Below are 8,246 nucleotides of genomic sequence, written 5' to 3'. Positions count from 1 at the left end.
GATTTCCTTGAGGATGCGATAGGCGATCTCGCGGTCCTTCGGGCGCAGATGCTCGTTCAGCTCGCTGAACCAAGCACCGGCGCCGGCGATGGACAATTCCGCCGCCTCCGAGATGTTGCGGCCGCGGATCTTGACCGCCAGGGCCTCCGGCTTCAGGCGCGCGCCCCTGCAGACCTCGCAAGGCTGGGAGGACTGGAATTTCGACAGCTCGTCGCGTGTCCAGGCGCTGTCGGTCTCGCGGTACCGCCGCTCCAGGTTGTTGACGATGCCCTCGAACGCCTTGTTGGTCTGGTAGCGACGCAGGCCATCGTCATAGGTCATTGTGAGGGCCGCCCCGTCCGAACCGAACAGGATGGTCTGGCGCACATTCTCCGGCAGATCCTGCCAGGGCGTGGTCATCGACACACCGAAATGCTCGCAGATGCTGTCCAGCGTCTGGTCGTAATATTTGGAGGTCGATCCGGCCCACGGCGCGATGGCGCCCTTGGACAGCGGCAGCCGCTCGTCCGGCACCACCAGCATCGGGTCGAAATAGATCTTGCTGCCCAGCCCATCGCAGGCCGGGCAGGCACCGAACGGGTTGTTGAAGGAGAACAGCCGCGGCTCGATCTCAGGAATGGTGAAGCCGCTGACCGGGCAGGCGAATTTCTGCGAAAAGACGGTCTGCTCTTTGGTCTCGGCATTCTCGACCCAGACGATGCCGTCGGCCAGCCTAAGCGCGGTTTCCAGCGAATCGGCCAGACGGTTGCCCAGCCCCTCGCGCACCACGATGCGGTCGACCACCACCTCGATGTCGTGCTTCAGCTTCTTGTTGAGCGCCGGCACCTCGTCGATCTCATACATGGTGCCGTCGACCCGCACGCGCTGGAATCCACGCTTGCGCAGATCCTGGATTTCTTTCTTGTACTCGCCCTTGCGGCCGCGGACGAAGGGGGCCAGCAGCAGCAGGCGCGTGCCCTCCGGCATCGCCATGATGCGGTCGACCATCTGGCTGACCGTCTGGCTTTCGATCGGAAGGCCGGTGGCCGGCGAATAGGGGATGCCGACCCGCGCCCACAACAGGCGCATGTAGTCGTAGATCTCCGTCACCGTGCCGACGGTGGAGCGCGGGTTCTTCGAGGTCGTCTTCTGTTCGATGGAGATGGCCGGCGACAGCCCCTCGATCGAATCGACGTCCGGCTTCTGCATCAGCTCCAGGAACTGGCGCGCGTAAGCCGACAGGCTTTCGACATAGCGCCGCTGCCCTTCGGCATAGATCGTGTCGAAGGCGAGCGACGACTTGCCCGATCCCGACAGGCCGGTGATGACGATCAGTTCGTCGCGCGGCAGATCCACATCGACGTTCTTCAGGTTGTGTTCCCGCGCGCCGCGGACGCTGATGTATTTGTTCATGGAGTGTTCTTTTACCCGAAGCTTTTCCGGATGGAAAGCGGCAAGGCGCCGCGACGCATGACGAAAAGCGGCCGGCAGAGGAAACGACGTCCCGGCCGTCGGTCGGCTGACGATATATGCGGCGGACGCGGTATTGCCACCGGCGCCCGGCGCGGGTCGGTCATGACCAGAAGGGCGGCACCGCGCGGAAACGCCTCCACAACTCCGGCAGCGCCTTGCGCCGTTTGTCCGACCGGCGGTCGATCCAGGCAGTGACCGCAGCCACCGTTTTCGGGTCCGCTCCGGACAGCGATCCCAGCATGCGGGCACTGGTGACGGCGTCCTGGTCGGCGTCCAGCGCGGCCTGCAACGGCTCCAGCGCCGCGAAGAAGGGCAGGGTGGCAGCCTCGGGATAAAGTCCCCGGAAGAAGTCGGCGGTGTAGCGCAACGCGCGCAACCGGCGGCGCAGCTTGTCGCGCCCCTTGGCATCCTCCGGCAGCTTCGGCGACTTACCGAGCTTGGCCTGCTTCGCCGATAGCCAGCCGCTGGCGAGTGTCGTGATGGGGGCGGACAGGGCAGTCCGCCGGTCGCCGTCCGCCTCAGACAGCCAGTGCCCATGCTCCAGCCAGGCGGCAAGGCCCAGGATCGTGGTGGTGCAGGCAGGAGCCAGGATTGCCGCCATGGCTTCCCGAGCCGGACCGGCCCCGGCGGAACGCGCCAGCGAGGCAAGACGGTTCACCGCCGCACGGTCGATGACCGGCTCCGTCGCCGGTTCGGCAAGCAGCGGGTCGATGACGCCGGACATCAGGACATCCCAGCCGCGCGCCGGTCCAAGCCGCTTGGCGATCGCCCGGCTTTCCTCGACCAGCCGGTCAGCCTCGGGCGCGGCAATCAGCGGTGCAAAGAGGCGGTGGGCGGTCCGCAGCCGGCGCAGCGCGACACGCATGCGGTGCAGCCCCTCCACGTCGCCACCACCCAGCGCACAGGCTTCGTTGGCCAGGAACTGGCGCAAGGCCTGCCGTAGGATATGGCGATACGCCTCCGCCACCGTGGTCAGAGGCGACAGGCCGAGCGGTTCGGCCTCCACCGGTCCCGGCGTCCTGCCGGTGACCAGCCGCAGCCCTGCCTCCGCCTTGCTCTCGGTTCCGATGCGCATGGGAATGGCAGCCTGCAGGGTCAGCGCCAGATCGAACAGGCTGGCGACCTTTCCGGCTTTCAGCTCCAGTTCCACTTCGCTGATCGGCAGGGATCTTCCCCCGGCATAGACTCCGCCGTCGTCCACCACCAGTTCGACCGCGGTCAACGGATCGGGGCGCAGCAGCAGGGTCGTCCGGCGGAAGTCGGTGATGAACAGGCACTCCAAGGTGTCGAGCGCCGCCGCGGGCACCAGCCCGGCAACGCCTGGATCGCTCAACACCCCGACATCCACCGCCTCGCCGGCAACGGTCCAGTCCCATTCCCGCCGCACCGCGACAGCGGCGGAATCGCCCGGGCTGGCGCTGTTGACGGTCTTGAGGGTCTGGATGAACCGCTCCCCCTCCTGCCGCACGCGCAAGGCGACGCCGTTGGCGGCAAGCTTCAGGTCGGGAGTGTCGAAATAGGCGGTGCGCAGCCTTTGCGTCGTCGCCGGACCGTCCGCCAGCGCCATCAGCCCTGGCAGCGCCGAAACCCGCGCCAGGTCCGCCGGGGCCGCGTGCAGCTTCAGCTCGACCTCGCGAAAGGCGGCGGCTGGCTGCGCGTCGGGACCGGGGTGCTGGCTGGCTGGCGGCTTCACGGGTGGGCTGACGGGGGTCAAGGGGCGGCGTCCTCCCGAATCAGGCCGACCGAATCAGGCTGACAAGCGGCCTGGCGGCCGAAACGGCCTGGAGTGAATCAGGTGGATCCGTGGATACTCCAACCGCCGCCGCAGGTTAAGAGAGTTTACGCGGTTGCACAAAATCAGCCAGCCGCCCGGCTCCCAGCTCCAGGCCGGCCCATTGCGACGTCTCGAAGACCAGGACGGCACAGGCGCCCGTCGGGAATTTGTCGGCCAGATCGTGGCGCAGGCCATGGTCGCCGCTGCCGGTCAGGGCATTGGCCAGCTCGTGCAGATCGGGGTTGTGCGCCACCAGCATCAGGCCCGTCGCGGAATCCGGCGCGTCGCGCAGCCGTTCCAGCAGTGTGCGGGCACCGCAGAGATACAGCCCGCGCTCATGCTCGACCGGAGGGTAGGGGGCGCCGATGGCGGTCATCACCCGCTTGCGCGTTTCCACCGCCCGCACCGCGGTCGAACAGAGCACGAGGTCGATTCGGGCGTGATGGCTGCCGAGATAGGTGCCGACCAGCGTCGCCGCCTTTTTCCCGCGGGCATTCAGCGGACGGTCGTGATCGTCCAGCGACGGATCATCCCAGGAGGATTTGGCGTGGCGCAGCAGGAACAGCGTCTTCATGGCGGAAATCAGCCGGGGAGGGTGGAAGGGGGACGGGCAGGGCGGACGGGTCCGTTCTGCTTCACCGAATGGGAGTCCTGAAACCGTAACGCATATGGGATACTCTGTCTGCCCACCATATAACCGTCGTCGGTGCCGCCCAACGGTCGGCGCCGACGTTCGGGGATTCAAGATTTCAGAGGTCGACGTGACGCATCTCCAGGAACTCGATTCGGTCGGTATCGAGCCCAACGCTCCGGAACGCTTCATCAATCGGGAACTTTCGTGGCTGGCCTTCAACCAGCGCGTCCTGGACGAGGCAGCGAACCCGAATCATCCGCTTCTGGAGCGGCTGCGCTTCCTGTCGATCTCCGCCAGCAATCTCGATGAATTCTACATGGTCCGCGTCGCCGGCCTGAAAGGGCAAGTGGCGGCCGGCGTGAAGGCGCCCAGCCCCGAGAATCTGACGCCGGCCCAACAGCTGGCAGCGGTCAAGCAGCGCATCGCGACGCTGATGGAGAGCCAGCAGACCATGTGGCGCTCGTTGAAGGGGGAACTGCGCGAGGCCGGGATTTCCGTCGTCGATCCAGCCGATCTCAGCGAGGGCGAGCTGGACTGGCTGGAAGCCAAGTTCCTGGACGATATTTTCCCGATTCTCACGCCCATCGCCGTTGACCCGGCCCATCCCTTCCCCTTCCTGCCGAATCTCGGATTCTCGCTGGCACTTCAGCTGCACGACCCGGTCAAGGGCCGGCACATCGACGCGCTGGTGCCGCTGCCGACGCAGCTGGAACGGTTCCTGCGTCTTCCCGGGTCGGATATCCGCTTCATCCAGCTGGAAAAGGTGGTGATGCAGTTCATCGACCGCCTGTTTCCTCCGTTCCAGGTCAAGGCGCACGGTGTTTTCCGCGTCCTGCGCGACAGCGAGATCGAAATCGAGGAAGAGGCGGAAGACCTCGTCCGCACCTTCGAAAGCGCGCTGAAGCGCCGCCGCCGCGGCAGCGTCATCCGGCTGGCCACCGACAGCGGCATGGCGCCCGACCTGCGGGAGTTCCTGCGGCATGAGCTGAACGTCGCATCGGACGACGTCTTCATCCTGGACGGGCTGATCGGCCTGACCGACACCAAGCTGCTGATCGTCGACGAGCGGCCCGATCTGGTCTTCCGTCCCTTCAACGCCCGGTTCCCGGAACGGATCCGCGATTTCGGCGGCGACTGCTTTGCGGCGATCCGCCACAAGGACATCGTCGTCCACCATCCCTACGAATCGTTCGATGTGGTGGTGCAGTTCATCCGCCAGGCGGCCCGCGACCCGCAGGTGGTCGCGATCAAGCAGACGCTCTACCGCACCAGCAAGGACAGCCCCATCGTCGCCGCACTGATCGAGGCGGCCGAGGCCGGCAAGTCGGTGACCGCCCTGGTCGAGCTGAAGGCCCGATTCGACGAGGAGGCCAACATCCGCTGGGCGCGCGATCTGGAGCGCGCCGGCGCCCAGGTGGTCTACGGCTTCGTCGATCTGAAGACGCATGCCAAGGTATCGCTGGTGGTGCGGCGTGAAAAGAAGGCGCTGCGCAGCTACGTCCATTTCGGGACGGGCAATTATCACCCCATCACGGCGAAGGTTTACACCGACCTGTCCTTCTTCACCTGCGATCCGGCGCTTTGCCATGATGCCGCCGTCATGTTCAACTTCATGACCGGCTACGCCACACCGAAGGTGCTGGAGAAGATCGCCATCGCGCCAATTACGCTGCGCCAGCGCCTGTTCGACCTGATCGAGGCGGAAATCGCCCATGCCGCCGCCGGCCGGCCGGCAGCGATCTGGGTGAAGCTGAATTCCCTGGTCGATCCGGTCATCATCGACAAGCTGTACAGGGCATCGCAGGCCGGCGTGCAGATCGACATGATCATCCGCGGCATCTGCTGCCTGCGGCCGGGGGTGAAGGGGTTGTCGGAGAATATCCGGGTGCGGAGCATCGTTGGCCGCTTCCTGGAGCATGGCCGCGTCATCTGCTTCGGCAACGGCCATGGCCTGCCCAGCAGCCAGGCGAAGGTGTTCATCTCCTCGGCCGACTGGATGACCCGCAACCTCGACCGCCGCATCGAAACTCTCGTTCCCATCGAGAATCCGACGGTTCACGAGCAGGTGCTCGACCAGATCATGGTCGCCAACATGAAGGACGACGCAAGCACCTGGAAGCTGGGGCCCGACGGCGTGTACCATCGGCTCAAGGCTGGGCCGGACGCATTCAGCGCCCATAATTACTTCATGACCAACCCCAGCCTGTCCGGCCGGGGCAGCGCGCTGAGCAGCAAACGCACGCCGCCGCGGCTGATGCTGCACGCGGCATCGTGACGACGGGGGACGGGAGCGAGAGTATGAACAAGGACAAACGCGCCGCCGTCCCGGGCGACGTTGGGCAGGCGGGCGTCGGCGGCTTGGGCATGGCGGCACCGGCCGAGCGTGTCGGAGTGATCGACATCGGGTCGAACTCAATTCGTCTTGTTGTCTATGACGGGCTGACCCGCTCACCGCTCGCCCTGTTCAACGAGAAGGTGCTCTGCGGCCTCGGCCGTGGCGTGGAGAAGGCCGGCCTGCTGAATCCTGACGGCGTTGCCCAGGCGCTGACAGCGCTCGAACGCTTCGCCACGCTGGCTCAGGGCATGCGCGTCGGCCGGTTGGATGTGATCGCCACCGCTGCCGTGCGCGACGCCCGCGACGGCGCCGCCTTCGTCGATGCCATCCGCCGCCGGGCAGGCCTGACCGTCCGCGTCATCAGCGGCGAGGAGGAGGCGCGGCTGTCGGCCATGGGCGTGCTGTCCGGCACGCCGGGTGCGGACGGCCTCGTCGGCGATCTCGGTGGCGGCAGTCTCGAACTGGTGACGCTGGATCGCGGCGTGATCGGCAGGCAGGTGACGCTGCCGCTCGGCCCGTTGCGGCTGATGGAGATCGGTTCGGCCAAGGGCGGCCCGGCCAAACTGATCGACCAGCATCTGGAATCGCTGCCCTGGCTTCCGGCGATGAAAGGGCGGCCCTTTTATCCGGTCGGTGGAAGCTGGCGTGCCATCGCCAAACTGCATATGGAGCAGTCCGGGCACCCGTTGCACATCATCCACCACTATTCCATCCCTTCCGCCGACGCGCGGGAGTTCACCGGGCTGATCGGCCGGCAAAGCCGGTCGTCGTTGGAAAAAATGGCGGGGTCGCGCCGCAGGCTCGACACGCTGCCGCTGGCCGGACTGGTGTTGGAACGTCTGCTGCGCATTGCCCAGCCGTCGAAGCTGGTGTTTTCCGCTTACGGGTTGCGCGAGGGACATCTCTATTCGCTGCTGTCGCCGGAGGGGCAGCGTGAGGATCCGCTGATGGCCTCGGCGGCCGATTGGGCGCGGCGATTCGTGCGGATGGGCGATCCGGCCCTGCTGATGTCCTGGACCGCCGGACTGTTCGCCGGGGAGGACGACAACTCCATCCGTCTGCGCCATGCCGCCTGCCTGCTGAGCGACGTCGGCTGGGCCGACCATCCGGATTACCGGGCCGAACATGCCTTTTTGCGTGTTCTCCGCTACCCGTTTCCGGCGCTGGACCATGACGAGCGCGCCTTCCTGGCCTTGGCCGCCCATGCCCGCTATGCCGGTACCCTCGACGTGCCATTGACGGCGCCGGTACGGACACTGGTGACCGAAGGGCAGGGAATGAAAGCGCTGGTGCTGGGTTTGGCGCTGCGCCTTGCCCACACTCTATCGGGCGGCGCCACGGCTCTGCTGGAGCGCACAAGTCTGAAGGTTTTGGACGGACGCATCGTGCTGACCCTGCCCGACGACGGCAGCGTGCCAGCCGGCGAAGCGGTCCAACGCCGCATAGACGCACTTGCCAAGGCGATGAATCTCAAGGGCGACGTGGTTCAGCCTGCGCGGCCGCAAGCGGCGGAGTAGCGACTTGACCGCAGAGTAGAGCAGGGAAGGTTGGCCGCCCGCCAGGCAAGGTTGGGCGGCCCTACCCGGTCAGGTCCGGTTGATCGACACCCCGCCATCCACCAGCAGCGCCGTTCCAGTGGTGAAGCTGGACGCATCCGACGCCAAATAGAGTGCCGAATGCGCGATCTCGCGCGGTGTGGCAAGCCGTTTCATTGCATGCAGTCCCTGGACGAAGGCCAGGGCCTCCGGAGTGTTCGTCACGGCGCGTCCCATCGGCGTATCGGTGCCGCCTGGCAGCAATGCGTTGGCACGAATGCCATATGGCCCGTATTCGGCGGCAATCACTTGCACCAAGCCGATCAATCCGGCCTTGCTCGCCGCATAAGCCGCCATTCCGGGAAAGCCGATGGTGTGGCCGACGAAGGTGGAGGTAAAGACCAGAGAACCGCCGCCGCGGGCGATGATTGCCGGAATCTGGTGTTTGGCGGCATGGAAGGCACTGGTCAAGTTGGTCGCAATCACCTCATGCCAGTTTTCGGCGGTCATTTCGGG

General features: G+C 66.0%; 5 protein-coding genes and 1 pseudogene. 2 read left to right on the top strand and 4 right to left on the bottom strand.

Annotated elements, in window-relative coordinates; genetic code table 11:
* The 3 genes and pseudogenes from I71_RS15935 to I71_RS15925 form a co-directional block, all read right to left on the bottom strand.
* Positions 1–1,392 (bottom strand): annotated as a pseudogene (locus I71_RS15935) (excinuclease ABC subunit A); the annotation flags it as partial.
* Between the two features lie 160 nt (positions 1,393–1,552).
* Positions 1,553–3,166 carry a CYTH and CHAD domain-containing protein gene (locus I71_RS15930; protein WP_049976147.1) on the bottom strand — a complete coding sequence of 538 codons (1,614 nt, stop codon included), beginning with the start codon at positions 3,164–3,166 and terminating at the stop codon, positions 1,553–1,555.
* Positions 3,167–3,281: 115 nt separating this feature from the next.
* Positions 3,282–3,800, bottom strand: coding sequence for a histidine phosphatase family protein (locus I71_RS15925; RefSeq protein WP_042695827.1), 519 nt, complete (start codon positions 3,798–3,800; stop codon positions 3,282–3,284).
* Positions 3,801–3,987: 187 nt separating this feature from the next.
* Between I71_RS15925 and I71_RS15920 the strand changes: the two genes are divergently transcribed.
* Together I71_RS15920 and I71_RS15915 are read left to right on the top strand one after the other, a co-directional pair.
* Positions 3,988–6,135, top strand: coding sequence for an RNA degradosome polyphosphate kinase (locus tag I71_RS15920; RefSeq protein WP_042695826.1), 2,148 nt, complete (start codon positions 3,988–3,990; stop codon positions 6,133–6,135).
* A gap of 23 nt (positions 6,136–6,158) precedes the next feature.
* Complete coding sequence (locus I71_RS15915) at positions 6,159–7,712, top strand: Ppx/GppA family phosphatase (RefSeq protein WP_049976146.1); 1,554 nt, start codon at positions 6,159–6,161, stop codon at positions 7,710–7,712.
* 69 nt (positions 7,713–7,781) lie between these two features.
* On the opposite strand, the gene I71_RS15910 is transcribed toward I71_RS15915, so the two are convergent.
* Positions 7,782–8,246, bottom strand: a 465-nt coding sequence (locus I71_RS15910) for an SDR family oxidoreductase (protein ID WP_042695825.1), incomplete at its 5' end; no start/stop codon positions are given.

The sequence above is a fragment of the Azospirillum sp. B506 genome (assembly GCF_000333595.1).
In the GTDB taxonomy this organism is placed as follows: Bacteria; Pseudomonadota; Alphaproteobacteria; order Azospirillales; family Azospirillaceae; genus Azospirillum.
Note: the sequence above shows the minus strand (reverse complement) of the source record. Positions and strands in the feature narration are given on the sequence as shown.